Raw genomic sequence first — 24,281 nt, 5'->3', positions numbered from 1 at the left:
TCACCACCAGGCCAGGCCGCGCGCGACGATGAGCGCGAGCTGCGCCTCGAAACGCGGCTCTTCCGCATCCAAGGCACGGCCGCCATCGCGGTGCGGTGGGTTCTTTACGCTGCCGTACTCCAGCAGGTTGCCGAGCGCGCCCTGTGGGCCGCCCTTGTCCGGGCCGATGATGGCCATGGTGACGTCCGGCCCATACGAGGCGACGTCGTAGTTGACGGTGCGCGGGTAGTACGGAGCGTGCTTCGGCGCCGAGGCGCGCGCGTTGGCCCGCCAGTCCTTCTTGACGTTCAGAGCGCCGCGGCGCACCACCATGCGGGCATCCCGTCGAGCCCGGGGCACCACGCGGGCGAGGTGCCGCTCCAGGCGCCGCACATCCGACATGTCGAAACGAGCGCTGCTCACGACCGGTCCTCCGTCCTGATACGCCACGCCGTGGCCTGGTCCGAGAAACTGACGCCCGTCACCCACAGGACCAGGCCGACCATCCGCAAGTCCGGGGAGTCGGTCACCTCGACGCGCGCGCCGGGTACGACCCGTGTCCCGCCGGGCAGGGTCGTCGACCACGGCAAGTGGACCTCGTACTCGCGGAGCACGATCTCCCGCTCGCCGGCCGCGGTCTCCTCGCCAGTGCTCGCCGAGATGGCCTTCACCCGGGCCTTGCCGCTGTACAGCGTCGACTGCGCGCCCGGCACCGTGGTCCCGCTGGGGCGGTCGAACGTGTCCTCGGCCTGCGTGTACAGGCGGACGGTGTCCCGCATGCGGGCCTCGGCCGCCGCCCGCCCCGAGGCGAGGGCGCCGTCGACGTTCACGTTGCCCCCAAGACGATGCTGAACGCGCCCCCGCCGGGCTGGGGGCGCAGCTCGGCGGCCTCGTCGTCAGAGAGGTAGACCTCGCCGCGCGACCGTGACGAGTCGACCGTGTACGAGTAGTCGTCCAGCGCCTCTTGCCGCTTCCCGTCCGGGTTCGTCAGCACCCGCAGCACCATGGCGCACGCCACCTTCTTGGAGATGGCGGTGGGCGCCGTCTGGTACTGCGGGAAGCGGCCGAGGATGAGGGCCTCGGCGTCGGCCAGCCACGCGGTGGCCCGGCGAGCCTCGGACTCCGTCAGATCGCGGCCCAACCGGTCCGCGAGGTCGGTGAGGGTTGCCAGGGCCACGGCTGCCCCCTACTGCTGCGGGGTGGCGTCGGCGTACTTGGCGGCCAGATCGTCGCGGGTCGTGTCGGCGGCCTCCGCAGGGTCGGCGCCGCAGGCCACGGCCCACGTCATCCAGTCGTCCTTGGACGCGCTCTTGGCCGGAGCCTTCGGCCCGCTGTCCTTGCCGCCAGCTTTCTCCGAGGTCTTCACCTCGGCGATCCCCTCCTCGTCTGGCAGGGCGCGCAGCCGCTTGGCGACCCCCGAGTCGGAGGTCTCGAAGGTTCCGCCCTCGAATCGCGCCCAGACGCCCTTGTCGTCCTGGAGCGTCAGGCCCGGGTACTTGCTGCTCTTGAATGTCGCCATGGCGGCGCCTCCTTACGAGAGGTCCTTGATGAGTCCGTGGTAGACCTCGGCGCCGTACTCCAGGCCGACCTCGCCGTACAACTGCCACTTCTCCGAGGCGCCCGTCTTGGCGAGCGGCTCGGCGAACAGCAGGCCCTTGCCCGGGATCTCCAGCCACACCGGGGCGCAGACGCTCAGGTCGACGACGGCGACCTGCCCGGTGGGCATCCACCGGTCGAGCATCACGCCGAACGTGCCGAAGTCCGTGACGATCGTGTCCACGGCCACGCCGCCGATGTTCCGTGACATCGTCGGCTGGTTGAGCGTGGTGGACGCCGTGTACAGGTTCGACAGTGCGACCTTCTGGCCTGGGCCGCACATCAGCACGGTGGAGTCCTGCGGCAGCTTGGCGCCGTTGCCGAACATGGTGGACAGGGTCGAGTCCACGATGGCCTTGCTGATGGCACGGGGCGTGCCGCCGTTGGCGTTCACGTTGGTCGTGATCGCCGTGAGCAGGCCGCGGGTGCGGCGGGCCGTCGAGTTGTTCGCAGGCTTCTGGTAGGCGCCGGACAGGAACGACATCTCGACGTCGACCGCCATCGACTCCAGCTCGGCGGAAATCTGCGCGGTGAGCTCGTCGTCGACCGGGTTGTCGTCCGCGCCGATGTTGATTCCGCCGTACATGCCGGTCGCGGCCTGCCGGGTGTAGGACACCTCGACGGCGGACTGGTGGATCTCGACGACGTTCGAGACAGCGGAGCGCGAGCGGGCCACGCCGGTGGGCGCGGCGGCGCCCTCAACAACGCTGTTGTTCGCGGTCGACGCCCTGCGGTCGACCGTCTGCCACTCGAACTCTACGGACTTGGTCCGCTTGCCGCCGTTGAGGCCGCCGATCGCCGCAAGGAACGGCGTCTCGGTCGGGGTGACCGCGTACAGCTGACCGTGGTAGTTCGGCAGGTTGTAGGTCGTGCCCTGCCCGCTGACTGCACCCATGGGTGGGTTTCCTTCCTGTGGGTGAGGGCCAGGCGCACCGCCTGCCCTGCTACTTGCTGCTTGCTGGCTTCAGCTCGCGCAGCTGCTGTGTCTTCAGCGCGAGCGCCCGCTTCATGTCGCCCGCCTGCTCGGCGTCGGCGATCTGCTGCGCCAGGTTCGGCGGCGTGCCCGGTCGGGCGCCCTGTGCGGGGTCCGGCCGCGGCGTCCGGGGCCCGGGTTCGGCCGCTGCCCAGTGCGGCTTGCGGGTCAGCAGGTCGTCGAGGGCGGCCGTGATGGCGGCGCCGTCAACGGTCCCGTCCTCGGTGAGGTACGAGCCGCTCTGGAGTGCATCGACCGCGTCCAGGGGGTCTTGAAACCGGCCCGCGGCGAGCGCCTCAACCTTCGAGGACACGGCGAGCCGCGTAGCCTGCTCCGCCCGGTCCTGGGCGGCCTTGAGGGCGTCTGCCTGGCGCTCCGCCTCGGTCTTGTCGCGGTCCTCGTACTCCTGGAGCCGCGTGGCTTGAGTCTTGGAGAGGGCCTCGGCGTCCTTGGCCCGCTTCTTCCACTCGGCGAGGGCCTTCTCGCCGGCCGGGCCGAGTGCGGGATCGTCGTCCGCCGGCGGCGTGGCCGGATCGGCGGGCGGGTCGACGGGGGGCGTTGCCGGGTCCGGTCCGGAGGTCGGCGGGTTGCCCGCCGCCGGCTCGGTGCTCGGCTCTTCGGGTGTGCTCATGTGCTGCTCCCGTTGCAGGAGGTGGCGACCGCAGCGTTGCGCTGGGGTCAGGTCAGGTAGCCGAAGCGCCGCAGCATGGCGACCGCCTCATCCCGGCTCTCGGCGAGCCGGTAGATCTCTTCCGGCATGAGCCGGGGGGTGCGCAGTTCGAAGCGAGGCAGGCCTCGCCGTGCGTCGATGCGGTCGCGGGCGAACCGTGTGCCGGTGCGGGCCTCGGTGCGGGCCCGCTCCAGCCGGTAGAAGGCGCCGCGCCTGGTCGTGCCCTCGGTCGTGGCCAGTACGCGGCGGCCATACGCGGTCATGGTCTGCATGCCGCGGCGAGCGTTGACGACCTGCGACATGTCGGCGCCCTCGCGGATTGCGCGGGCGCCGTCCTCGCCGAACACGCGGACCTGCTCGGCGCGGGACAGGCCGTTGAAGTAGGCGCGCGGGTCGATGAATCCCGGCGAGCCTGCGCCCGGTCGGGTCGTCGGGCTGAAGGAGTCCGCGCCGAGCCGGCCGCGGTGCTGGTTGCGGGCTATCAGGGTCGTCGGCAGGTGGATACAGTCGCAGCGCGGATGCCTCTGAAAGCCCTTGTTCCAGCCGTACTCACGCCCGGCGAGGATGACGCAGCGGGAGCAGGCGGGCGGTTGCACGACGCGGACATAGCCCTGAATCGTGCGGCGGCCCGCCATGGCCACACCCGTCGCCCCGCGGCCTGCGTCCGCCACCTGAGTGGCCGTGATGCGCAGCGCGCTGGCCAGCGAGCCGCGGAACGCGTCCTCCATCGACTGACCGGCCAGCATCCGCGCCTTCCAGTCGATGACTGGCTGGTAGAGCAGGGAAACAAGCGGGCGGCCGTCCGAGGCGATTCCGGCGAGCGCCCCCGGGTTCACCCGTCCTGCCCGTGCCGGATCGGCGCCCTCGGCGTCGAGGACCTCGTCGAGGTAGGGGTCGGCCAGACGTGCCGCCTCGGCCTGCGCGTCGGCGACAGCGGCCACCAGGAGCGGCGACAGCTGCTCCCAAGAGCCACTGATGTCGCCCCGGTTGATCTGCCGCCAAATGGCCTGTACGCGATTCGCGGACCGCCGGACGATGACCTGCTGGCGTCGGTACTGGGCGAGGGCGATACCGCGCAGCTCGTCGGTGACCACCGCCTACTCCACAGGCTGTGGATCGTCCGCCGGGACCGCCTCGGGCTTCGGCCCGTAGTCCGCTGCGAAGTCTCCGCCGACGGCGCGCTGTACGGCGTCCTCGTCCATCTGCCGCATGCGCTGCCGCTGCACCGCCGTGTACCCGAGGTCCTCGCGGGCCTGCTCCACAGGCAGGATGTCCGCCTGCCGCAACTTCACGACCGCGTCCGCTTTCTGCGCGAACGTCGGCGTGGACGGGTCGCGCCACAGCGTCTCCAGGTTCATCGCCCGCGGGTCCCAGTCGCCGTCGCGGAAACGCAGGACCAGACGGTTCATGCGCTCGTAAGAGCCGCTGAAGCAGTCCTGACGCCGCTCGGCACGCTTCACCAGGCGCGTCTCGGCGCTGCGAATCGCGTCCGCCGAGGGTGGGTTGTTCGTGTCCAGGCCCAGGAAGTGCGGAGGCTGCCCGGACAGGGCCGCGACGAGGCGGGCGAGGATCTCGATGGTGCTGTGGAAGTTGGCGAGCTGCGCCTCGGGGAACTGGATGACGTCGGCGCCGCCGTCCTCGCCGGCGCCCCGCCGCTTGGACATGGCCCAAATGCGGCCGGCGATCCGGGACCACTTGGAGACCTTGTTGCCGCTGGCGTCCTGGAAGTCTTCCTCGTCGACGCCGAACGCCACGCGCCTGGGCACGGCGTGGAACTCGGCGGACACCATCATGTCGGTGGCGATCTTGCAGGCGGCGTCCGAGATGGGGATGACGTCCGTTAGCTCGCTGACACCGCCGGGCTTCATGATCCGGCCCCGGTTCACCAGCGGCACGACGGGCACCTCGCCGAGCTTGTGCTCGTCGCGGTCCGTCTCCCGCCAGCCGGTCGCCGAAGTCTGCGCGTAGTGCACCGTCTTGTCCGGCAGATACAGCGTCGCGTACCGGTTCAGCACCGCGTCGGTCAGTGGGTCCTGCTCGTGCCACCGCTTCAGGGCCGCCCGCACGTCGCGGGTCCGCGGGTCCCAGTCGACTTGCATCTGTAGCGGCGATTCGACCGTGACCAACGGGGTGCCGGCGTCCCGTTCGTTCGTGCCGACCACCAGGAATGAGCGGCGCATCACCAGGGCGTCAATGTGCGCCTGCTGGCTCTTGCCGTCCATGTTGTTGGCCTGCCAGATCTGCCACAGGTCTGCCGCGGCCGACTCGTCGTCGGCGTACCGGAAACCCTCGACGTCCAAGCGCTCGTCCAGCGCATCAACGGCCAGGCGCGGCCAGTTGATGACCACTTGTTTGATCTGGTCGCCGAGCTCCTCCAGGAGTTCCGGGTTCAGGTACGCCAGGGGCTGCTTGCCCTCGTAGTACCGGTTCAGGTCCTCCAGCCCAGACTGGAGGCCCTCGTGCACGCGGGCGAGGTAGGCCACCCACTCTTCGGGGGCGCGGTCCTTGGGGTCCACGGATGCACCCCCTTTCACAGGACGATGACAGTGGATTTCCGCTTGCGTTTGTTCAGCCCAGCGGCGATCGCGTCGAGGCGGGCCTCCCAGGACAGGCACCCCGCCATGGCCAGGTCGATCTTTCGCGGCGAGTCGTGACGGTCCTTCTGGATCGTCCACATCGGCTTACCGTCGTCGTCCTTGGCCCGAGCCGGCCGCTTCACGGCCTGCCCGATGTGGCGGGCGAAAGCCTCGTCGCCGTCGTGACTGAGGTCGCCGCCGGACATGGCGGTCCGGTACGCGCGCAGCGCAAAGGCCATCTGCTTGTCCCGGTGCGTCCACCACTCCGCGACGGTCTTTTCGCCGTACTTCCCTTGCCACCGGGCGACCGCTTCCTCGTACCAGGGTGGGTCGGCGTAGACGCGCACCACGTTGTAGGTGTCGAACGCCAGGGCGAGGCACAGGTCGACCTCGCGCTCGGGGACCTCCCAGCGCTCCGCTTCCTGCTTGTTCAGCGGCGCCTCCCACACCCCAAGAGGCCACTGATAGCCGGTCTCCAGGTGCGTGGCGACGAACCCGGTGGAGTCTTTCCACTTGGCGCCGTCGAATCCGATGACGATGGGGTCGCCCTCGGGGACGGTGAAGTCCGGTCGAGCGAGCGCGTCCCACTCGGCCCTGTTGAAGGCCTTGGCCGAGGCCGTACCGGGCTGGTTCAGGAAGTAGCGGCGGGCGTCCGCCGGGTCCGTGTCCGGCTCCCGCATGTCCGCTGCGATGCGCTCCAAGTCCATCCACTCGGCGGCGTCGCCGTACACGTACCGCAGCGCGGGGAGCAGCTGCGCGTCGTCGTGCAGGTCCTCGACGTGCGGGGCCTCGCGGTGGTCGAAGAGTAGGCCGCCGTCCTTCACGCGGCCCGCCCGAACAGCCTTGGCATACTCGTGCGTCGCCTCGGCGACACTGGCGTCGCCGACCGCGTACATGGTCGACGTCTCCAGCGACCAGGGCTCGGCGGCCCGCCGTTTCACCAGGTTGCGGCGCACCGTCTTGTGCATCGCCCGCAATTCGGGCTGCACGTACAGGTGCGTCTCATCGAAGACGCCGAAAGTTTCCTTGCCGCCGTCCTTGGCGGCCCCGGACGACGTCGAGGGCACGATCTCGCCGCCGCCCTCGATGTAGATGCGGCTCGACGTCTGCGCACTGCGCCCCAAGTCGATGCCCGGAAACTCATCCCCTGCCGTCTCCAGCAGGTGCTCCAGCATCGCCGTGACGTTGTCGTAGGTGTTGCCCGACTGGTTCTCCTCGGTCGCCAGGCACCGAATGAACGGGTAGACCTGCGGCCGGCCCACGGGGTCGCCGTTGGCGTCCCAGCCGTCGAAACGGCACGGGCCGAGCGCCTCGAAGCACACGAGGGCGCCGGCCAGCTCACTCTTGGCCCGCCCCTTGGGGCGGGACAGGAAAGCGCGGTTGACCTTGCGGCGGCCGGTCTCCGCGTCGAGCCGGTAGGCCTTGACGATGAATGCGGCCATCTCGTCGTCGATGACGAGCTCTTGGCCCTGGACGTCGCCCGGACCGTGGCACAGGTACGTCTCTATCCAGTCGATCGCGGTGAAACCGAGGGAGACGAAACGGTCAGCCTCCGGTCTGGTCATCGACGACTCGCAGCACCCGGTCCCGGCGGGCGGTGGCGGCCTTGCTGCGGGCCCTGGTGGGCCGGTCGGCGCCGTCGTCCGGGTCGGCGACCGTCCAGCGCAGCCGGACGCGGTCAGCGGCCGTGCCGCCGAGGGCGGCCTCGTTGAGCCGGATCTCGGACAGCAGCTCCTTGGTGGGACCGCCCCAGTACTGCTCGACGAGCTGCGCCAGCATGTGCAGCCGCTGCCAGTCCGTCGGCAGGAACGTGGCGGCCTGCGGGCTGCTCCGCCATGTCTCGTACCAGGACAGCGTTCGAGTGTCGTAGTCGTGACCGCCCGGGAGTTCCGGGGTCGGTCCGTCGGGTCCGTCCGCAGGGAGCACGGTCCCGGGGACGGCGTCGGCGTTGCGCCGGCGTCGCTGGGACGCGTCCTTGGGAAGCGGTCCGGTGCCTGCCATTGAGATCACCTCTGGTGTGCCGTTGCGGCATCAAGGCGACGGCCGTTGCGGCCGTCGGCGGTCACTCAGGGCCACGAGCGGCCATGATCGTTTAGGTCTGGAGACCCGTACACAGGGCGAGCTACCTCCCCGGCGGTCCTTCATGATCGTTGATCTTGGGGTCACCCCCCGGGATGATCTTGGTCCAAGATCACTCTCCGTAGCGATCATGGACCCTTGATCAATCTGCGCCAGCCACCCTGGACGATCACCACTGGTACAGGGCGTCGCCGTCCTGGTAGCGGTGCTCGTGCTCGGGGGTGCCGGGCGGACGGTCCGGGTCGGGCGCCGGCTCGGTGCACGTGATGTGCGCCAGGGCGGGCAGGTGGTGAGGCTTGCCGCAGGCCTGCTCTGCCTCGCCGGCCGCCGCTGCTGCTTGCGCCTCCTGCTCTGCCTCGTGGTCGTCGCCCTTGGCTTTGGCCTTGGTGGTCATCGGTTCCACCCTCCTGGCTGCTCGCGTGCGGTGCTCTTGCTGTGGCATGGGCCGCACAGTCCGCGGCCGTGCTGTGGGTCGTCGGGGTCGTGGCCTCGGTCGGTGAGCTCGCGCCTGCTGAGTGGCCAGTGGTCGGCGTGCACGCTGGCTTCGCCGCACGGGTCGTCGTGTCCGTGCTCGGTGCTGGCGCAGACGCAGCGCGGGTCACGGGCGAGGACGGCCGGCCGGAAGCGTCGCTCATGCTGTCGCCCGTAGCCGCGCTGCCGTGCGCTGCCACGCTGCTGCTCTGCCTCGCGTCTGTGCTCGTCGCACTTGCCGTGCCGGGTGTACTCGGGGCACCGGGGTACGGAGCAGACGCGCCATTGAGTCCTGGGCATGGTCACCCCCTGCTCGCTACCGTGTCGCCCTTGGGGGTGGTGAGGATGAAGGCGAGCGCAGCGCTCGGCGTGTTCGTGGTCGGCCTGGCCGTGTTGATGGTCGGGGTGGCCGCGGAGTTCAACGTGGCCTTGCTGGCGGTGGGCGCCCTACTCATGCTGGGCGCGGTGGCATCGACGATGAGGCAGCGCCGGACAGGGCCTGCACCGGACGTGACCGTGCGCCCAGGTGGCGAGGGCCGGCCGTGGCGGCGCGACCGGTGAAGTAGAGGGCGGCGGCGCGGGCAGGCGCCCACCCTGCATGCGGACGGTTCGCAACCCGTCTTCCGCGCCGCCGCGGCACAACAAAGCCCCCGGGTTCAGGTCACCGGGGGCTCGTGTGCGTCTGTGTGTGCCCGCTTCAGGGCACAGTTGTACACGCAGATCGTGACACCGCTCTGACCTGCGGGTCAAGCGACCTTGACTTTGGCGCGTTCGGCGGCGAGGGCTGAGACGTCGGCGACGGCGTACCAGGGCTGGCGCGGCGTGCCGCCCGACGGCCTCAGTCGGCCGCGCCGCACGAGCTGGCGGACGCCGTCGAGGCTGATGCCGAGGACGCGGGCGGTCTGGTGCGCGGTGAGGTAGCCGGGCCGGATCATGAGCGACTCCATGCCTCCATGATGCGGCTACGGCCGCCAGTCCTCGCGGAATCCGGGCCGGTCCGTGTAGGACAGGGCGAGCTGCTTCAATACCTCAGCCCACGCGTCCCGGTTGTTGTCGAACAGGTCCGTCGACGCTGTCACCTTCGGCAGCTGGACAGCCAGGTAGAGGATCCGCCGCTTGGCTTCGATCTCGCGCAGCACACGAGCCGGATCGTGGGCGGCGATGTGGTCGACCGTTGCGCGCAGCTGTCGACCGGAGAGCGCGAACCCTTCGGCGACTGGGATGCCGTCGACGGCCACGACCTCGTCATGTTCGGCGTTGGCGCTCCAGGGCCCCGGGCTCGCTGCGAGCGCGATCCGCTCGTCCTCGTCGAGCTGCTCACCGAGCCACCGCGCTAGGTCTTCAGTCATGGGGTCATCCTCTCGTACCGGTGTCGGGTGTGGACCCGTCTCCCGAGCCCCGTTTCGGCGCCGATTCGGCCCTCGCGACGGAGGCCCGAAACTCGAAACTTCGCAGGTCGGGTCCGATATCGGGGGCGAAACCGGTTTCGGATCAAGGCGAAACCACAGCCTTGATCCGAAACCGTCCCGCGAGCCCCTACTCGCCGTCCTCAGCCGCCGGGAGATCGGCCCACCGAAGGCCCTTGGCGCCGCCGCAGCACTCGCGGATCGTGAGCTGCCGGGTGGACACCTTGAAGGGCTTCAGGGCGGCGGACAGGGCGGTGGAGGCGGCGGCGGCGTCCATCTCCAGCCACGGCCCGTACAGGTCGGCGCGGTACCGGGCGAGGGCCTCGACGAGACGGTGGGAGTGTACCGAGTCGACTCCGTCCGGCCAGATGGCGCGCAGGTGGTCGACGACCGTCTCGACGTCCTGCTCCTCTACCTGCACACCGACCGCCTGCCCGGTGAGGGTGCCGGCGGCCGTGCGCAGCGCCAGGGCGCGCTTGCCGATGTCCTCGGCCTCCGTCTGCTTGATGAACGCGGCCCGCACGGTGAAGCCTTCACGACCCCGGGCGAGGATGCCCGTTCCCTGCTCGTCGATGCTGATATCGGTGGCGCGCAGGCCCCGGTCGTAGGCCCCAGTACCCAGCACGTTGTTGTTGGCCCGCCAGTCCATGACCGCGAGGCACAGGCGCGTGCCGACGCTGCTGGACACGCTGGAGGGCAGGCTCGGGGCGTCCGGGTTCTGAGTGAGCAGGATGAGGATGATGCCGTAGGCGCGGCCCTTCTTGATGAGGCGGGTGGCCAGGGCGGCGGCCTCATCCTTGTACTCGGGGTGGGTGAACAGCTCCTGTACCTCGTCGATGACGATGACGCGGGGGCCGAGCTGCTGCTCGGGGTACTTCTCGGCGAGCGCCCTGGTGACGCGGCGGCCGTCCGGTACCTCGCTGGCGGGCAGGCCCTTGATGAACTTGGCGCGCCGCTGGTACTCGGCGATCCCGGAGCGCATGCCGCCGAGGGCGGCCTCCAGGTCCTCGTCCTCATCGCCGGACACGTAGCGGTGGCAGACGGGCTTGACCGCGTCGAGGTCGCCGGATCCCTTGAGTTCGTAGATCCACAGTTCGGCGGTGGGGTCGAGGGCCACGCCGAGGACGATGGCGAGCGCGCACGACGTCTTACCCGACCCGGGGATGCCGCCGACCAGCAGGTTTGAGTACATGAGGGTGATCTCGATGAGGTTTCCGCGCGGGTCGAACCCGTAGGGGAGCGGCTCGTACACGTCGGCGGTGCCCTGCTTCATGAGCGGCCACAGCTTGCGGCCGGACTTGGCGGGGTCGCGCTGGGCGACCCACAGCACGAGGCGCCCGGGGTGGGCGGCGCGGTCCACGGACGGCCACACGGTGCTGATGGGGCGTCGCATGGCGGCGGCGAGCGCTTCCCGCTTCTCCAGGACCTCGGCGGCCTTCACGCCCGGGGGGAGGTCGACCTCGGCGCGCCAGCCGGGGCCGTCGCGCATGACCTCGGAGGCGAACTCGGCGCCCTTCTTGCCCTTCTTGCCCTCGATGCCGATGGCGGCGAGGGCGTCGAGGACCTCGGTGGAGTCGAGGCGGCGCAGCACGTTGGTGGCCACGTAGCGGGTGACCAGCGGCTTTCCGTCGCGCTTCTTGCCGTTGAGGCCGATGAGGGTGGTGGCGGCGAGGGTCGCGGTGAGCGTCCAGCCGGGGGCGAGGAAGCACCCGGTGAGGCTGGTGATGCCGGTTGTCGTGGCGATGGCGAGGGAGGCGATGCGGCGCGGGCGGACGCGGCGGGAGTGCTCGCGGGACAGGGAGAGCCACGCCTCGATGTCCGCGGATGCGGCGGCCTTGGCCTCGACGGGGCGGGCCTCGGTGTCGGCGACCCACTTGCCCCACCGGATGACCATGCGGGCGAGGCCGCGGGGTGCGCGGGTGAGCAGGCGCAGGGCGTATACGGGCAGGCGGATGGCGTGGAATGCGGTGACGTGGCCGTAGTAGGACGCGGTCCAGCGGGTTGCGGTGACGAACTCGGCGGCGTTGCGCAGGAAGGTGGGGACGACGGGCGGGGCGTCGGCGAGGTAGGCCTGTCGCTCGGCAATCCATGTGCCGGCGGGTGCCTGTTCGGCGGGCGGGTCGACGGGGCGCGGGGCGGCGTCCTGGACGACGTCGATGATGGTCTCGGTGAGGGTGTCCCTGGCTTCCTCGGTGAAGCGGTGTGCGTCCTGGTCGGCGTCCGGGGCGTCCTGCTGGGTGTCCTTGTGGAGTTGGATCGCGGTCTCGGTCATGCTGGTCTGGTCCTGCCTTCTTGGTGAGGTGCGGGATGCCCGGGGACGGCGGGACGCTTGGCGGTGAACGGCCGTCCCCGGGGTCGAGCTACTTGCGACGCTTGGCGTCCTTGGCGTCCTCGCGCTTCTGCGCCTCCTCGCGGATCCGGTCGACGCGGGCATCCAGCCTCTTGGTGGACTTGCCGCGGGCCTCACGGCGCCGGATACGGGCGCCGAGGATGAGCACAGAGGCGAGCTCGCGGGCGTTGTGCGGGTCCTTATCGGTGAGTGCCATGTCATATCTCCTGGTCAGCGGCGCTTTTGGATGTCGCTCCAGATGGAGCGGAGCACGAGGGCGAGGATGGCGACGGACACGGCGCCGATGGCCACCGCGACCGCGAACAGCGCGCCGACGAGGCCGAGGCCACAGCCGATGGCGCCGATGGTCAGCCACTTCCGGACGTCGAACTCCTGCCGCGCCGGGGCGGGCGGCTGGGCGGGCGCCTGCTGCTGGGCGTTTGCCAGCTTGGCGACCTCTACCGCGGCGAGCGCGACCTGTACGGCGGCCGTGTTGACGGCGGCCTCGGCCGCTGCCGCCTCGGCCTTGGCGAGCGAGTCGCTCATCGGGTCCACCCCCGCATCCGAGGCAGGTGCGAGCGGGCCGCGAGGCCGAGACCGAACGCGACGACCACGGGCTTGGACAGGATGGCCGCGGCGGCGGCGAGGACGACGGCGAGCAGCTGCGGGAAGACGAGCAGCAGGCCGAGCAGGGCGCCCAGGAGAAGCCAGCGCATCACGCGTACCCGCCTTCCATCGTCGACCCCTCGGGTGCGGGGGTGGTGCGCTTGGCTGCCCTGGAGAGGGCGTTGCGGATGTACGGCTCGTCGACGACGAGGCGCCGGCGGGCCTCCAGGTAGGTGGCGATATCGCGGGGTGATGCGTCCGTGCCGAGCGCGGATGCTGCTTCCTCGACGGCGCCCTGTAGATTCACGGCGGGCAGGGCCGTGACCTGCGGCGCACCAGGTGTACCGGTGCGGTGCACCTCGTATTCGGCAGGCCGCGTGTCGAGCAGGACGGCGACCTGTACGGCGTCGACGACGACCCCGTAGGCGAGCAGCAGCTCGGCGAGCTCGGCGGGTGGTGCGTCGGGGTGCGTCTCGTGCACGATGCGGACGACGTTGGCCGGGTCCATCTCGGCGAACCGTGCGCGGATGACGTCCTGTGCGCGGGCGCTGCGGGCCGGTGGTGCGGCCTGCTGCGCGGGCGGTGCGCCGTACATGGCCCCGAGGGCGGCGTCGGCGCCGCCGGTGATGCGCTCGCGCTGCACGCCGACGAGCGCGGCCCCGAGGACCTGGTCGCCGCGGCCGACCTCCTTGGCCAGGGTCCAGCTCTTGCGGCGCGCGTCCTCGCGCACCTTCTTGTCGGGGTGCCGTTCGGCGGCGGCCTGGTGATAGGCCAACTGCTGGACGGCGTCGGCCTGGCGGCGCTGGGCGTCGGCGTCCACGCCGGTGGTGTAGGTGACGATGCGGCGGGCGATGAGGCCGAGGCCCTCGGCGGCGCCGGACATGGCGAGCGGGGTCATGCCGTACACGGCGTACTCGGTGACGGTGTTCGCGAGGGAGAGGCCGATGAGGCATGCGGCGATCGGTGCGCCCCAGAGCCCGCCGCGGACCCATGTGGGCGAGGGCTGGCCGAGCATTGTCAGCCCGAGCATGGTGAGGGCGAGGATGAGGGTAAGGCCCTCGCCGGCGGCGACGACGCCGACGGCGGTGGCCGCGCGGTGGAACTCGTGCACGACGTTCGAGAACGTGCCGATACCGCCGGCCGCGCCGACGGCGACCATGACGACGGCGGCGGCGCCGAGGACGACGGCCTGCCCCTGGGTGAGCTTGCGGGTGGTCACCGCTTCTTTCCCTCTCGGAAGTCGGCGTAGTCGCCGGGCGGATAGACGTAGTTGGAGAGGGCGCCCTCGGCGGCCACCGCGGCGGCGCCGAGGGCGGCGACGGTGGCGGCGGTCGCGGTGTGCCCGTGGGTGGACGCTGCCTGCGCGAGAACCGAGGCGGCCTGGGTGGCGCGGCGAGCCGAGGCGGGCGAGCCGTCGTCGGTGTTCATGGCGTTGTACAGGGCTTCGCGGGCCCGGTCACGGATGCTCATCGGGCGGTCACCGCCGCGGTGCGGACGGCGCGCAACAGGATGCGGAGCGCTTCACGAATGGCGAGGTCGTTGCCGGCGGCGAGGGTCCGCTCGGCGAGCTCGGCGGCGACGGCGAGGTCGCTCGGCTCGCGCGGCTCGCGGACGGGGGTGACCGCGCTCGGGGTGTAGGTGACCAGGTGCGCATCGTCGCGGTGGTCCTGGTCGCGGCGGGCTGCGTTGCCCTGGTAGTCGTCCTGGCAGCGCTGGAGCAGCTGCGCGGGGTGCGCGGTGCCGGTCGCCCGAGGTGGGGCGATAGGGTTCCGCTGGGTCATGAGGTGCACTCCTCGTGATCAAGTGGTGGTCCCCGGCGGCCGGTAGGGTCGGCTTTGCCGGGGCTGCCCGCTTTCCGGGCCTATTCGGTTGTGGTCGGGGAGCCGCTCGACGGGCGTAGGGTGCCCGTGCCGTGCTCGCGGATGGCTCTTCGGACTGCGCTGACGTCGATGCCCAGGTCTCTCGCTACGGCCGACTTGCTGCCGAGCTCTCTTACGCCGTCTTCCAGCGCTTTCGCGCGTCGTTCGGCGCTGGCTGAGAGCTCGGCCAGCAGGTCGCGCCGCCGCTCGTCTTCGGCAGCAACGCGTATGCGCCAATCGGTTGTTGGCACGCCATCCACGGTACTAGGACCCTAGGGTCCTACGCAACGGGTTCTGTCTTGTCGACAGGCTGGAAGTGGGCCAACATCAGGAAATCGCTGGCCTCGTAGACGCACTCGCACCACGGGCACACGAGCCGCGTCTCGCCGCGGTGGTGACGGATCGGCCCGCCGCACGCCGCACCCTCGCGGTCGACGACAGCGACGCACTTACCGATGCGGCGCCCCCGGTCCTCGCCCTCGCCGAGGATGGACAGGGCCGCACCCTCCAGCTCGCGCACCTCGCGGGCGAGGTCGCCGGCCGACGGGTACTCGGCGGCGATCCATTCCAGGCTCATGCCGAGCCAGCGGGCGGCGGCCATGATGCGGCGGTCGACGCTGCCCTCGACGACGGGCTCGCCCCAGCCGCGCCAGGCCTGGACGTCGGACCGCCAGCGTTCCAGGACGCAGGCCATGCCGCCGTACCAGAGGTCGAGGGCGTCCTCGTTGACGGGCGCCGACGGGCCCGGGTGCCCGGTGCTGACGCGTTCCGTGGCCCCGCGGACTACGGGGGCGAGAGCGGCGCTCAGGCGGGTGCACAGGGTGGGCAGGCGGTCGAGCCGCTCGGCCAGTGCGAGCGTGTCACCGGGGCACAGGTAGCCGCCCTCTAGCTGGCGCTCGCACAGGCCGCACGTGGTGCTCATGGCTCTACTCCTTGGGCTCGGCAAGGGCTGCGCGCAGCTCCGTGGCGGCGCCGCCGTGGGTGCGGAGGACGGCCCACCGGGTGGCCAGCTGCTCGGCGCGCCCCAGGGCGGCCTCGGCCGCCTCGGCGCGCTCCTTCCATCGGTCGCCGCGCCGCCATCCCTCGGTCGCGTTGTTGTACAGCTCGTCGAGCGCGTCGTCGGTGATCGTGCTAGCGGTGTGCCGCTTGCTCATGCGGCCCTCCCCTGCTGTTGCTGGTGCTTGCATGTCGGGTCGTGGTCGGTGGCGAAGCTCGTCCACCAGCGCTCGCAGCAGGCCTGCTCCAGCGCCACATCGGTCGCCCGCGCGGCGACCTGCTCGGCGCGGCCCATGAGGTCCTCGGCGTGCGCCACCATGGCGCGGGACTGGTCGAGGGTGCGCGTGGTCGCGGTCTCGCGGATGAGTGCGACGAGCGGCATGAGGGAGCAGAAGGCGAGGGCGGCGACGGCCCACTTCTCGCCGTAGCGGGCCTGTTGGACGGTGGCGTAGGCGATGAACAGGAAGCTGGCGCCGTACATGGCGCAGACGGCGCGGTCCAGTCGGGTCATGCGGTCCTCCGTGGTGTGCTTGGTGGCGCGGCCGGCCCCGATAGCGACGGGGCCGGCCGTCCTGCTGCTCACAGTTGGGCGATCACGCGGGCGGCGGCGGAGTCCGAGGCGTGGCCGTTCTCGCCGGCCCAGTCGGCGACGTTGAGCGGCCAGCGCTTGTCGAAATAGCCGATGACGACGACGGCGCCCTCTTGGCGGACGGTGTGGACGTCGTCGCCGGGCCGGGTGGCTTCCTCGGTGACGGCGGCGGCGTGCTGCTCGTCGAGGCAGATGAGGCGTGCTTCGGGCATGGGTTCCTCCTGGGTTGGGTTACCGGCGGGCGTGGCGCCGGTGCTTCGGGGCGATGTTGTGGGGCGGCGGGGTGTGTCCGTGCCGGGCCCAGTGGGGGAGGTGCTGCTGCCGCATGCGGGTGGCGGCGCGGTCGAGCAGGTCGGGCACGTCGGTGATGGCGAACGCGAGGAACACGGCCCAGACGGTGCTGGCCCAGACGAGCCCCTCGACGACGCTCACCGGGTCGGCTCCGTGTTGAACGGGTCGCGCTCGGGCGGCCCGCCGGCTCGGCGCCGTGCCAGGTACGCCTTGAAGTCCTCGACGGCTTGCCGGTCGCCGTCCGTGAGGGTGACGTTCGGGTTGTTGCCGCAGCGCGGCCCCACGGTCGACTCCTCGGCGGGAGCGGCGGGCGGGTTGGCGATCTCCAGGAGCACGGCGGCGTGGCAGTGGTCGGGCTGGCCGGGCTGGGGTGGCGGGCACCAGCACATGAGGTCGCGGCCGGCGAGGTGTTCGCGTGCTGCTGCGGCGAGGCTGGGGCGTTGTGCGATCCATTGGCGGTACATGGCGACCGCCTGCTCGGGGGTGGCGTCGAGGATGAGGTGCGAGGTGGTGTGGCCGTCGGGGTGCCGGTAGCCGTGGTGTTGGCCGGAGGTCTTGCCGAGGCGGCTTTCGCGTTCCCACTCGGTGCCGTCGAGGGCGGGTGTGCGGATCTGGGTGCAGGGGTTGCCCCATTTGGTGCCGCGGCCGACGTATACGGCGTCTGCGGGTGCGCGCCATCCCTTGGTGCGGCGGCGTTGGATACGGCAGGGCGTTCCGGTGGTGACCTGACGGTTATCCATGGGTTCCTCCGTGGTGTGATGGGCGGTGGCCGCCCGCAACTCGACTGCGGGCGGCCGTCTCGCGGTCAGAACAGGGCCAAGGGCTCGTCGGCCTGCTGGCGCTCCTGCTCCTGCTTGCTGGCCAACTGGCGCCGTTGGGCCTTGCTGTGGCAGTCGGCGCACCACACGCGCAGCTGCTCGACGGGCACGGCCGCCGCGGCGACGGGCGACAGGGTCAGGTCGGCGGGGGCGACGATGAGCCGCCCGTGCGCGGTGCCGTTGATGCAGCGCATTCCGGTCTTGGAATGCTGGTTGCCGCACAGGCCGCCCTCGCACTGGCAGTGGGCGCCGGCGCGGTCCATGACGGTCTGCCATACGGCGGGGGCCCCGAGGGGCGGGCGGTGCGTCATGCCGCCACCCCCATGCCCGCGCGCGCGGCCAACAGTCGGAGCGCGGCGGCGGCCTGCTGCGGGACGACGCCGTTGCCGAGTGCCTTGAGCTGCTGGGTGCGGGTGAGGTCGGGGACGTCGGTGACGTGGCCGGCGGGGAGGCCCATCATCCACTCGACGAACGCCGGGTTCAGTCGGCGTCGATCGTCAGTTGCCCAGGGGGCGCGGCGGCCGGTCGCCGCTTCCCACCGCGTGATCGCGGGCGCGAAAGCGCCCCAGTCAGCGTCGGGTTGCCCCGCGGGTACGTCGGGCTGCTCCGGTCCCCGTCGGCCGCTGTCGGTGTTGGCAGCAACTCCGACACCGAATGCAGGGTCGGCCTGGTCGTGGCTCCCTCGGTTGGAGACCGGTTGCTCGGCCAGCTCGCCACGGCAGGTGTCGGCAGCAGATTCACTGCCACCTCGTTCAGCGGTCGCGAGTTGGTCCCGATCAGATTTGACTCGCCCGACTTCCAGTCGCGCGCTGCCGGGGTCGGCAGAAGGTGTTCCACCTCGTCGGCCAGCGTCGGCCCGCGCCCGCCGGCCTTCCGCTTGTCCGGGTGCTGCGAGCCGCCGTTCACCGCGAGTTGCGCTGTCGGTGTCTTGAGCAGTGGCGTAGATGAAGAGCCGGCGCCGCTGGTGGGGAGCTCCGACCTCGTCCGCGCGTACAACGTCCCACTCAACATCGAACCCGAGGTCGGCAAGGTCGCGGAGGACAGCGTCGAAGCCGACTCGAAGGTGGTTCGCGACGTTTTCAAAGATCGCGACTCGGGGTCGTAGAACCCCAAGGGCACGGGCAATGAAGGGCCAGAGGTGTCGGACATCGTCGGTTCCTTTCAGTTCGCCGGCGAGGCTGAAGGGCTGGCAGGGGTAGCCGCCGCACACGATGTCGACGGGCTCGACGTCGTCCCAGCGGGTGGTGGTGAGGTCGCCGATGTTCGGGGTGGTGGGCCAGTGGTGGGCGAGGATCTTGTTCGCGCCGGGGTCGACGTCGGACACCCACGCCGTGGTGCCGCCGAAGACCTGCTCCACGGCCATGTCGAGGCCGCGGTATCCGGAGCACAGGGAGCCGATGCGGGGCGGGGGTGGCGGGTGATTCATGGAGTCCTCCGTGATGTGATGGGTGGAGGTCCGGGCCTGATAGCGACAGGCCCGGACCGCTACGCGGCGGTGAGCAGGGAGTCCAGGACCGAGGTCACGTGCTCGGTGTCGATGAGGTCGGCGACCTCGCCGGCCGTGGCCTGGCGCGGGACGGTGATCCCGCGACGGCGGCACAGTCCGAGCTGCTTGGGGCTCGGCTTGCCCGCTCGCCAGCGCGCCCGGCGGTCGACGAATGCGCCCGGGGCCAGTACGCGGGCCTGCTGCTCCAGCCACGCGAGCGCGTCGCCGAGGGGGCGGGCGGTGTCCTCGCGCGGCGCCTGCACGCCGCCGTCCGCTGTCCAGCGGCGCATGCGGTACAGCCGGGTGCCGGCGTCGCGCTGGAGGAAAAGGGTCATGGCGTTCGAGACCCTGATGAACCAGGTTCCGGCCGGGGTGCGCAGCCAGCAGATGGAGGAGCCGCCGAACAGGTTGATCTCCTCGGCGGTGACCTGGGCGACCAGCGTCCGGCGCTTCTCCGAGGCCGCGTGTTCCTCGGCGACCTGGCGCAGGCTCTTGCCCTCCGAGGTCTCGCCGATCTCCCGCTCGGTGAGGTCGACCATGCTCGCGAGCTTGTGGCGGGACGCGGCACCCATGACGTCGAGCAGCAGCGCGTCCCGCTTTCCAGGCGCCGGCCGCAGGCCGCGGCCGACCATCTGCACGTACAGGCCGGGGCTCTTGGTGGGGCGAGCGACGACGATGCACGACGTGTGCGGGGCGTCGAACCCCTCCGTCAGGACCATGCAGTTGGTGAGCACCTGCACGTCGCCCGCCTCGTACCGGGCGAGGGTGGCGCGGCGCTCGTCGCGGCCCATGTCGCCCCACACCGGGGCCGCGGTGATACCGGCGGCGGTGAGGGCGGCGGCGGCCTGCTGGGCGGTCGCCACGGTCGGCGTGAAGACGACGCCGGGGCGGTCTGCCGCGTGCTCGCGGTAGGCCGCGGCGATGGCGTCGAGGGCGCCCGAGTCTTCGAGGGCCTTGCCGAGCTGGCCCTCGACGAGGTCACCGCCGCGGGTCTTCACCTTGTTGAGGTCGAGGGTGTCGACCGTGATCGACTTCCCGCGGACGTCGCACAGGTAGCCGTCGCCGATCATGTCGAGGATGTCGAGGCGGAACACGACGTCGTCCCAGACCTCGGCGAGGCCGCCGTCGGTGCGGGTCATGGTCGCGGTGAAGCCGGCCACCTTCGCGCCGTCCGGGTCCCAGGCGCCGAAGTGCCTGAGTACCTCCATGTAGGAGCGGGCCGCCGCGTGGTGGCACTCGTCGACGATGATCAGGCCGATATCGCGGATGGCCTCGCGACGCCGCTGCACGGCGAGGGTCTGGACGCTGGCCACGATCACGTCGGCGTCGTGGTGGTTGTCGCGCTCCGCCTTGACGATGCCGACGCGCAGCATGGGGTCGACCGCCAAGAGCTTGGAAGCGGCCTGCTCGATGAGCTCCTCTCGGTGGGCGATGACGAGGACTCGGCGACCGCCGAGGCTGTCGAGCATCTGATGGGCCAGGTGAGAGAAGACGACGGTCTTGCCGGCGCCGGTCGGCAGGACGACGGCCAGGCGGTTGCGGCCGTCGGCCCATCCCTTGCGCAGTGCCTCGATGGCTTCGAGCTGATAGGGGCGGGGGGTGAAGGACATACGGGTCACCTCGATTCGGTGGAGGGGGGAGAGGGGCGGTACGCACTGCGTACCGGCTGCGTACCGGCTGCGTACCGGGGCAAAAGCAGCTCTGACCTGCCGTTATCTCTCTCTAGAGAGCTAGTGGTACGCAGGTACGCAGAAACACACAGGGGTCTATGTGTGCGCGCTCGCACGCACGCGCCCGCACGCACGCACACGCCTGAGGGGTGCCATTTCCGGGCGAGTGCGTACCACCCCGAAAGTGGGCCTTGGAATGCCTCTGACCTGCGGAGATTCGGGCGGCTGGGTGGTACGCACTCAGTGCGTACCACCGCCGTGGCGGCGCTCATGCCGCCTCGTCCTCGTCGCCGAAGCTGAGGCCCTTGGGCGTGAACGCCAGGCACTTTGCGCGGACGCCGTCGAATCGTCGCGGCACGAGATGCGCCGGCCGCTGGCTCTTCAGCGTCTTCAGGTACTCGGCATCGACCCAGCTACCGACCACGGCGTCGAGGGAGTACTCGGCGTCCGCGAGGATCTTCCGGACCCGCTCAGGCAGGAGGGCGACCTCGGTGACGCCGTCCTTGGTGGACAGGACGCCGAGCCAACCGGAGTACGGGGGCTTCTCGTTCATGGCCGCGCGAGTGGCGCTGAAGAGCTCGTGCGCGTGGCCCGCCACGTACTCCCGCAGGACGTCGAGGGCCATGTCGGGCCTGTTGTCGGTGGGGTTGTGCGCGGTGAACAGGGACCGCCACTTGTCGTGTGTGAGCGGCTCGTACGGCAGCAGGCCCGTTCGGCAGGCCAGGGTCTCGGCGAGGACCAGAGCGGCGACCATCGGCGCGCGCCGGTTGGTCATGTCGCCGCTGCCGCGGAACTCATCGACCAGTGTGCGGTGGTGCTCCTTGAGCTTCTCCCTGCCGTTCGGCTGCGCGAGGCCGCTGAGGATGTACCGGATGAACTCCGGTCCCGCGTGGCCGTGGTTGGCGAGGACGCCCTCGCGGGCCGCTGCCGCCGTCGGCCCGCCGCCGTCGCCGAAGGGGGGAATGGTCGTGCCGAGGATGCGGGCCGCGGCGCCCTGGCTGGTCGTGAAGGACAGCGCGGGCCGCTCGCCGGACGACAGGAGGATGGTCTCCCAGGGCAGCATGTTGCCGAACGCGCCGCCGCTGCGCGCTTTCCCGTGGTTCATCGGGAGTTGGTAGAGGACCTCGTCGATGAGGGTGTCGTCCGTGACGGCCATCGTCTCGTCGAACACTGTGACGATGCCGCGAACCAGGTTGAGCCGCTTCTCGATCGCGTAGAGCGTCGTCCTCCAGTTGGACATGGCGCTCGCGTGCTCGGACGGGTCGGCCCACACGGACAGGGCGCACTGAAGCGCGGTCGTCTTGCCCTTGGTGGACCTGCTGGAGATATCGAGCGTGAAGGAGTTCAGGCCGAGGGGCTTGAGCAGGGGAGCGGCGAGCGCGGCGGCCACGGCCACACGCGGCACCGGGAAGCCTGCGAGGTGGGCGACGGTGTCCCGCCAACCGTCCAGCGTCCCTTTCCTGGCGTGCGCTCGGGCAGGGCCGCGCTGCTCCTCGAACGGCGTGTCGACCTTGATGCCGTCCTCGGGCGACGAGACGAACGTGCCGTCGTCCTGCCAGCCCAGCCAGCGGGCCAGCTGCTCGGACGGGATGCGCCCGACGTTGCCCGCCTCGAACTCGGCGAGCCACTTCTCGACGGCCCGCGCGTCGCCCTCGACGGCGGGCAGTCCGGCACTACCGAGGGTCTCGATCAATTTCCTCCCGCGCTTTGCGGTCTCGCGGGAGACGATGCGGGAGATGCGGCGCGGCCGGCCGAGGCTGCGGTCGATCCAGGACAGTTCGACGTACTGGTCGCCCTCGGGGTCCTCGAACGTCGCCGTGATGACGAGAGGCGCGAACGTGACGCGCTGCCAGTTCTCGCCGCTGGTGCTGAGCACCTCGACGCCGCGGCCGGTCACTCGGTAGTCGTAAGGGGTGCGGACGGCAGCGGGGAGCCCGAACGTGTCGGCGTAGTTGAAGCCCTCAGGGTCGAGCGCCTGCTCGTCGTCGGCCCTCGCGTGCTCATCCTCGGCAGGCGCGGCGTCCGGGGTAGGGCTGGCGGGTGCGGGTGCGGGTGCGGGTGCGGGTGCGGGTGCGGGTGCGGCAGGGCCGGCGCCGACCGACGCGAGGTGACGGGTGCCGTAGCCCTGGCGGGCCAGCTCCCGGGCGGCGGCCTTGTGGTCACCGCCGTGCTCGCGCAAGGCGTAGGCGCCGAACTTGCTGTAGGGCGTCTCGCTCTGGAACTCGGACCCCGTGGCGAAGACGAACAGCCGGTCGTGCTCGTCCTTGCCGGTCGTGGCCTTCACGCCGCCGACGCCGTCCGCCCATCCCCAGTAGGTCTCGCTGCCGCGGGTGTGCAGCGGCCGGAAGATCCCGGAGAGGATGTCCTCCCAGGACGCGCGGGCCTCGAAGTCATCGCCGGGACGGAGGGACCCGTCCGACCGGGGCGCCGCGGGGCGCGGGGCAGTCTTCACCGCCTCGGGCTGCGGCAGCTTGTCGAGCATCCGCAGAACGTCGCGGATAGCGCCGACCGTCACGGCGTCGAGGGTGGGGATGCTGGCGGGCCCGCCGGCGAGCCGGACGTACGGCCGCCCGGACGCATGGACCGTGCCGCCGGACGGCTCCACCAGGCCGTAGCCACCCTCGCCGCGCGTCTCAACCAGGACGCGGACGATGCGGGCGTTGGGCTTCTCGCGGAGCCGCTGCCGCTCCTCGTCGGTGTATTCGTGCTCTTCGGCGAGGCGTGAAGCCAGTTTGGTGTTGCCGGGGACGTCGCCACCCTCGACGCGGACGCGGTAGTGCCGGCCGCCTGAGGGCGACTCGGTGACCCATCCGGTCAGGACGGACTGCCAGGCCTCGGCGAGCCATGGTGCGGTTGCCTCCATGATCTCGGTGGCGGCGTCGAGCAGGCCCTCGCGGATGGCGAGGCCCTCGAATTCGATGAGCTCTACGCCGCCCGAGACGGCGCCGTACACGACGGCGATGCCGCGGGCCTGGTCGCCGCCGAACCATGCGTCGTGTTGCTCTGGCGTGGTCCGGGCCACCTTGTAGGGGAGCCAGGTCACGGCGGGGCGCTTGCTCCCGTCGGCCTTGATGGGCAGGACGCACAGGCCAGCGTCGTGCAGCTCGCGGGCCTCGGCCCGGAGTTCGGTGGGCTGTGAGTCGGTCAACGCTGCTCCTTGTGGAACGCGGCCAGGTGAACGTCCTTGATCCCGGCGATGAACGCGCGCAGCTCGGCGAGGCCGTGCCGTGCGGCAGTGATGGGCCCTTCGAGGGGCTGCGGGCAGTTGGGGCGCCGGCATTCGTAGCGGGCGCGTCTGCCGTCGAGGTCGACGAGCAGTTCGGCGACGACCTGCTGGGGGGTCGGCGCGCGGCCCGGGGTGTCCCGGGCCTGCGCCGTGCGGGCGGTCACTTGGCGGCCTGGGTGGTGCGGGCGTGCCAGGTGTTGAGGTCCTCGACGTGGCCGGCCGCGACGGAGGCCTGGAAGTCAGCGGCGAGCCGCTCGCTCTGCTCGTGCTCGGCGACGGCCGCGCGCAGCTGCACGAGGGTGACGGTCGCGGGCTGCCCATGGGGGAGGACGGCGAGGTGCGCGGGCCAGAACACGGCGAGCTCGGCAAACGTGCCGTCCTCCGTCGCGGCCTGGTCGGCGCGATGCAGGAGGAGCCCGTGCCTGGCGGCGGTCTCGGTGACGTCCTGGGCGGCGAGCCCTTCGAGGACCCTCTCGAACACCATGGCCGGGTTGCCGGTCTTGATGATGAGTTCCGCGATGGCGTCGACCATCCGCCGGTAGGCAGGGTTCGCGTCGTCGGCGCGGACGGCGTCGAGGCGGGCGAGGGCCTCGGCGACGCCGGGCGAGTGGCTGGTCGCGTTTCCTGCGGCCGTGGGAGTGTGCTCCATGAGCGGACCCCG

At 71.1% G+C, this 24,281-nt stretch carries 34 protein-coding genes; 1 reads left to right on the top strand and 33 read right to left on the bottom strand.

Annotated features, from left to right (window positions below):
- The 11 genes from ABEB03_RS37570 to ABEB03_RS37520 form a co-directional block, all read right to left on the bottom strand.
- Nucleotides 1-402, bottom strand: coding sequence for a hypothetical protein (locus ABEB03_RS37570; protein WP_345657418.1), 402 nt, complete (start codon nt 400-402; stop codon nt 1-3).
- A complete protein-coding gene (locus ABEB03_RS37565) occupies nt 399-809 on the bottom strand; it encodes a DUF6093 family protein (protein ID WP_345657417.1) in 411 nt (136 codons plus the stop codon). Before ABEB03_RS37565 ends, ABEB03_RS37570 begins: the two co-directional genes overlap by 4 nt.
- Entirely contained in the window at nt 806-1,156 is a 351-nt protein-coding gene (locus tag ABEB03_RS37560; RefSeq protein ID WP_345657416.1) for a hypothetical protein, read from the bottom strand. The genes ABEB03_RS37565 and ABEB03_RS37560 overlap by 4 nt, the downstream gene beginning before the upstream one ends.
- Nucleotides 1,157-1,165: 9 nt before the next feature.
- A complete protein-coding gene (locus tag ABEB03_RS37555; protein ID WP_345657415.1) occupies nt 1,166-1,498 on the bottom strand; it encodes a hypothetical protein in 333 nt (110 codons plus the stop codon).
- Nucleotides 1,499-1,510: 12 nt separating this feature from the next.
- Nucleotides 1,511-2,470 carry an SU10 major capsid protein gene (locus ABEB03_RS37550; protein WP_345657414.1) on the bottom strand — a complete coding sequence of 320 codons (960 nt, stop codon included), beginning with the start codon at nt 2,468-2,470 and terminating at the stop codon, nt 1,511-1,513.
- A 49-nt stretch (nt 2,471-2,519) separates the two neighbouring features.
- On the bottom strand, nt 2,520-3,179 hold the full coding sequence (locus ABEB03_RS37545) for a hypothetical protein (protein ID WP_345657413.1): 660 nt from the start codon (nt 3,177-3,179) through the stop codon (nt 2,520-2,522).
- Between the two features lie 47 nt (nt 3,180-3,226).
- Nucleotides 3,227-4,312, bottom strand: coding sequence for a VG15 protein (locus ABEB03_RS37540; protein ID WP_345657412.1), 1,086 nt, complete (start codon nt 4,310-4,312; stop codon nt 3,227-3,229).
- A gap of 3 nt (nt 4,313-4,315) precedes the next feature.
- Nucleotides 4,316-5,734: a phage portal protein gene (locus ABEB03_RS37535; protein WP_345657411.1), complete on the bottom strand. Its 1,419-nt coding sequence runs from the start codon at nt 5,732-5,734 to the stop codon at nt 4,316-4,318.
- 14 nt (nt 5,735-5,748) lie between these two features.
- Nucleotides 5,749-7,359 carry a terminase gene (locus ABEB03_RS37530; protein WP_345657410.1) on the bottom strand — a complete coding sequence of 537 codons (1,611 nt, stop codon included), beginning with the start codon at nt 7,357-7,359 and terminating at the stop codon, nt 5,749-5,751.
- Nucleotides 7,340-7,795, bottom strand: coding sequence for a phage terminase small subunit (locus ABEB03_RS37525; protein WP_345657409.1), 456 nt, complete (start codon nt 7,793-7,795; stop codon nt 7,340-7,342). Before ABEB03_RS37525 ends, ABEB03_RS37530 begins: the two co-directional genes overlap by 20 nt.
- Before the next feature lie 247 nt (nt 7,796-8,042).
- A complete protein-coding gene (locus ABEB03_RS37520; protein ID WP_345657408.1) occupies nt 8,043-8,267 on the bottom strand; it encodes a hypothetical protein in 225 nt (74 codons plus the stop codon).
- A gap of 68 nt (nt 8,268-8,335) precedes the next feature.
- Here ABEB03_RS37520 and ABEB03_RS37515 point away from each other — a divergent pair, with 68 nt between their 5' ends.
- Entirely contained in the window at nt 8,336-8,905 is a 570-nt protein-coding gene (locus ABEB03_RS37515) for a hypothetical protein (RefSeq protein ID WP_345657407.1), read from the top strand.
- Between the two features lie 185 nt (nt 8,906-9,090).
- Here the strand turns inward: ABEB03_RS37515 and ABEB03_RS37510 are convergent, their stop codons facing one another.
- The 22 genes from ABEB03_RS37510 to ABEB03_RS37405 all read right to left on the bottom strand — a co-directional run bounded on the left by ABEB03_RS37510 (nt 9,091) and on the right by ABEB03_RS37405 (nt 24,269).
- On the bottom strand, nt 9,091-9,291 hold the full coding sequence (locus ABEB03_RS37510) for a helix-turn-helix domain-containing protein (protein WP_345657406.1): 201 nt from the start codon (nt 9,289-9,291) through the stop codon (nt 9,091-9,093).
- Between the two features lie 15 nt (nt 9,292-9,306).
- Nucleotides 9,307-9,693, bottom strand: a complete 387-nt coding sequence (locus ABEB03_RS37505) for a DUF6221 family protein (protein ID WP_345657404.1) — start codon at nt 9,691-9,693, stop codon at nt 9,307-9,309.
- Nucleotides 9,694-9,880: 187 nt separating this feature from the next.
- Nucleotides 9,881-12,022, bottom strand: a complete 2,142-nt coding sequence (locus tag ABEB03_RS37500; protein WP_345657403.1) for an FtsK/SpoIIIE domain-containing protein — start codon at nt 12,020-12,022, stop codon at nt 9,881-9,883.
- Between the two features lie 88 nt (nt 12,023-12,110).
- Nucleotides 12,111-12,296: a hypothetical protein gene (locus ABEB03_RS37495; RefSeq protein WP_345657402.1), complete on the bottom strand. Its 186-nt coding sequence runs from the start codon at nt 12,294-12,296 to the stop codon at nt 12,111-12,113.
- 14 nt (nt 12,297-12,310) lie between these two features.
- Nucleotides 12,311-12,625 (bottom strand): hypothetical protein, encoded by a 315-nt coding sequence (locus ABEB03_RS37490; RefSeq protein ID WP_345657401.1) that lies wholly within the window; start codon nt 12,623-12,625, stop codon nt 12,311-12,313.
- On the bottom strand, nt 12,622-12,795 hold the full coding sequence (locus tag ABEB03_RS37485) for a hypothetical protein (protein WP_345657400.1): 174 nt from the start codon (nt 12,793-12,795) through the stop codon (nt 12,622-12,624). The genes ABEB03_RS37490 and ABEB03_RS37485 overlap by 4 nt, the downstream gene beginning before the upstream one ends.
- Complete coding sequence (locus ABEB03_RS37480; RefSeq protein WP_345657399.1) at nt 12,795-13,904, bottom strand: hypothetical protein; 1,110 nt, start codon at nt 13,902-13,904, stop codon at nt 12,795-12,797. The genes ABEB03_RS37485 and ABEB03_RS37480 overlap by 1 nt, the downstream gene beginning before the upstream one ends.
- Complete coding sequence (locus ABEB03_RS37475) at nt 13,901-14,155, bottom strand: hypothetical protein (RefSeq protein ID WP_345657398.1); 255 nt, start codon at nt 14,153-14,155, stop codon at nt 13,901-13,903. Before ABEB03_RS37475 ends, ABEB03_RS37480 begins: the two co-directional genes overlap by 4 nt.
- Nucleotides 14,152-14,466: a hypothetical protein gene (locus tag ABEB03_RS37470; RefSeq protein WP_345657397.1), complete on the bottom strand. Its 315-nt coding sequence runs from the start codon at nt 14,464-14,466 to the stop codon at nt 14,152-14,154. The genes ABEB03_RS37475 and ABEB03_RS37470 overlap by 4 nt, the downstream gene beginning before the upstream one ends.
- Before the next feature lie 80 nt (nt 14,467-14,546).
- Nucleotides 14,547-14,795, bottom strand: coding sequence for a hypothetical protein (locus ABEB03_RS37465; protein WP_345657396.1), 249 nt, complete (start codon nt 14,793-14,795; stop codon nt 14,547-14,549).
- A 29-nt stretch (nt 14,796-14,824) separates the two neighbouring features.
- Nucleotides 14,825-15,466: a hypothetical protein gene (locus ABEB03_RS37460; RefSeq protein ID WP_345657395.1), complete on the bottom strand. Its 642-nt coding sequence runs from the start codon at nt 15,464-15,466 to the stop codon at nt 14,825-14,827.
- A 4-nt stretch (nt 15,467-15,470) separates the two neighbouring features.
- A complete protein-coding gene (locus tag ABEB03_RS37455) occupies nt 15,471-15,698 on the bottom strand; it encodes a hypothetical protein (protein ID WP_345657394.1) in 228 nt (75 codons plus the stop codon).
- Complete coding sequence (locus ABEB03_RS37450; RefSeq protein WP_345657393.1) at nt 15,695-16,051, bottom strand: hypothetical protein; 357 nt, start codon at nt 16,049-16,051, stop codon at nt 15,695-15,697. The genes ABEB03_RS37455 and ABEB03_RS37450 overlap by 4 nt, the downstream gene beginning before the upstream one ends.
- Nucleotides 16,052-16,119: 68 nt before the next feature.
- The gene (locus ABEB03_RS37445) at nt 16,120-16,341 is read right to left on the bottom strand and encodes a hypothetical protein (protein WP_345657392.1); all 222 of its coding nucleotides are present in this window, start codon (nt 16,339-16,341) and stop codon (nt 16,120-16,122) included.
- A gap of 19 nt (nt 16,342-16,360) precedes the next feature.
- Nucleotides 16,361-16,561, bottom strand: coding sequence for a hypothetical protein (locus tag ABEB03_RS37440; RefSeq protein ID WP_345657391.1), 201 nt, complete (start codon nt 16,559-16,561; stop codon nt 16,361-16,363).
- Entirely contained in the window at nt 16,558-17,160 is a 603-nt protein-coding gene (locus ABEB03_RS37435; protein ID WP_345657390.1) for a DUF4326 domain-containing protein, read from the bottom strand. Before ABEB03_RS37435 ends, ABEB03_RS37440 begins: the two co-directional genes overlap by 4 nt.
- A 65-nt stretch (nt 17,161-17,225) precedes the next feature.
- Complete coding sequence (locus ABEB03_RS37430) at nt 17,226-17,549, bottom strand: hypothetical protein (RefSeq protein ID WP_345657389.1); 324 nt, start codon at nt 17,547-17,549, stop codon at nt 17,226-17,228.
- Nucleotides 17,546-18,664: a DNA cytosine methyltransferase gene (locus ABEB03_RS37425; protein WP_345657388.1), complete on the bottom strand. Its 1,119-nt coding sequence runs from the start codon at nt 18,662-18,664 to the stop codon at nt 17,546-17,548. Before ABEB03_RS37425 ends, ABEB03_RS37430 begins: the two co-directional genes overlap by 4 nt.
- A gap of 59 nt (nt 18,665-18,723) precedes the next feature.
- Nucleotides 18,724-20,334: a DEAD/DEAH box helicase gene (locus tag ABEB03_RS37420; protein WP_345657387.1), complete on the bottom strand. Its 1,611-nt coding sequence runs from the start codon at nt 20,332-20,334 to the stop codon at nt 18,724-18,726.
- Nucleotides 20,335-20,662: 328 nt separating this feature from the next.
- The gene (locus ABEB03_RS37415) at nt 20,663-23,542 is read right to left on the bottom strand and encodes a DUF927 domain-containing protein (RefSeq protein ID WP_345657386.1); all 2,880 of its coding nucleotides are present in this window, start codon (nt 23,540-23,542) and stop codon (nt 20,663-20,665) included.
- Nucleotides 23,539-23,784 (bottom strand): hypothetical protein, encoded by a 246-nt coding sequence (locus ABEB03_RS37410; RefSeq protein WP_345657385.1) that lies wholly within the window; start codon nt 23,782-23,784, stop codon nt 23,539-23,541. The genes ABEB03_RS37415 and ABEB03_RS37410 overlap by 4 nt, the downstream gene beginning before the upstream one ends.
- On the bottom strand, nt 23,781-24,269 hold the full coding sequence (locus tag ABEB03_RS37405; RefSeq protein ID WP_345657384.1) for a hypothetical protein: 489 nt from the start codon (nt 24,267-24,269) through the stop codon (nt 23,781-23,783). Before ABEB03_RS37405 ends, ABEB03_RS37410 begins: the two co-directional genes overlap by 4 nt.
- Between the last annotated feature and the right edge of the window lie 12 nt (nt 24,270-24,281).

Source organism: Streptomyces siamensis (assembly GCF_039543605.1).
Taxonomy (GTDB): domain Bacteria; phylum Actinomycetota; class Actinomycetes; order Streptomycetales; family Streptomycetaceae; genus Streptomyces; species Streptomyces siamensis.
The sequence above is the reverse complement of the archived record's forward strand: the minus strand, read 5'-3'. Positions and strand labels throughout refer to the sequence as shown.